Here is a 1,799-nt window from a genome sequence, read left to right as displayed (position 1 = left end):
GCGCAGCCTATCGGTGACGACAATCACGTCCTGCCGGACCAGGCCGCCATCGCCCAGGACGTCCACATCCAGGACCTATATCACTTCCTTTTTAAGTGATTGCTAAGGACGTTTCCTCCAGGGAAGTCAGATGCAACCACTCGTAGTCTCCCGGCTTTTGGCTGGGGGCATGCGTTCGTCTGCACGATTGTCGCGTCCTGAGCGCGGTATCTCGCGAAAAATTTGACGTTGTTCCGACAGGTTTGGTTTCACAGAAACTAAGAATGCGACTCTTCTAAGAAAGGTCTAATGGCTGCCGCTAAAGTTCTAATCTTTGCGGAACCTGATTCTCCACTCCTGCGTGTTCCACTGCACCCAGTGTAGTTGGGAAGAAGAGAAATGGTGTCGCAGGTTCAGGCGCAGAGCACGCAAAGCTTTCTTGACTCGATCGGAGTAGCAACTCACGTCGATTCAGGGGCTGCCAACTGGATGGACACGAAGACCATCCTGAGCGAGCTCTCTTATCTCGGCATCAATCAAGTGCGAGATGGTACGCCCTTCGCATGGACGATGTCTGCATTCGTCACTCTCGCCCAAGCCGGAATCAAGTTTGATCTGCAGATTGCAAATCAATACGTCCCTGCGGCCAACGGGGCGATCAACGTCACGGCCGACATAAACAATGCGGCACTATTGCAAAAAGCAGTCCCGGGCAGTGTGTTCGCCATCGAAGGCGCCAACGAGTACAATATCAACAACTGGTACTTCAACGGGCAGAGCTCTTACGGCAACCTCAACTGGAGCGTGGCGGTGGATGCCGCCATCAGCAAGGCCGTTCTCGCAACGCCTGTGCTCGCCGGGGTCGACATCGTCGCCTCTTCTACGGGCGGGGCATGGTCGCTGAATGGGGCGCTTCCCAACGAGAGCAGCTATGTCACCAGTTCGAACTGGCACGTCTATGCTGGCGTAGGCGAGAATTTGCACGACACGATGATCGCCGGAATTTCGCTGGCCAAGACGACTGATCCCAACGGCAAGGTCTATATCACCGAAGCGGGCATCTCCAGCTCGGGCTACGGCAGTTCGACGTGGGGCGTCGCATCGGAATACACGCAGGGCATCGTCGATACCAACGCCCTTCTGGATGCGTTCAAGCACGGTGTTTCGAAGACCTTCCTTTACGACCTGATGGATGAAGCCGGCTCGGCGACCGATCAGGAATCTCATTTTGGTCTTTTTCGCGCTGACGGGACGGCCAAGCCGGTGGCCGTCGACATTCACAATCTTACGACCATTCTGGCGGATCCCGGCAATGGCAATGCCTCACCGGGAAAGCTGGCCTATGACATTTCCGGGCTGCCGAGCAGCGCATCTTCGATGCTCTTGCAAAAGTCGGACGGAACGTTCGAGCTCGTGATCTGGAATGGAGACGCCACGATCTCGAACGGAAAGGCAGATATCAAGCCGACTCTGTCTACCGTGAAGGTGACGTTCGGGTCGTCACAGCAATACATCAATCTGTACGATCCGATCGTCAGCTCGAGCGCCCTTCAGACCATCAGCAATGCGAGTTCGGTTACTTTCTCATTGGGAGCCGAACCAATCATCATCGAGATACCGGCGGTCCTTGCAGCACCGGCCATCCGCGTTGCGACGGCCGTGCTTGAGGCTTCAAACGGTTCGGGGTCGACGGTCGTCTCGTTCGTCCCCGACACCGGTGTTCCGGGTGACCACATCACGGCCGCGAACCAGCTGACTCTGAGCGGGACGGCTTCGGCGGGCGGTACGGTTCAGATATACGACGGCACGAAGCTGGTCGG

General features: G+C 56.6%; 1 pseudogene. It reads left to right on the top strand.

Annotated elements, in window-relative coordinates:
* Positions 1-378 precede the first annotated feature (378 nt).
* Positions 379-1,799, top strand: a pseudogene (locus tag AC1RQP_RS40120) (hypothetical protein); the annotation flags it as partial.

This window comes from Bradyrhizobium sp. GW821-FHT13H06 (assembly GCF_058803975.1).
Note: the sequence above shows the minus strand (reverse complement) of the source record. Positions and strands in the feature narration are given on the sequence as shown.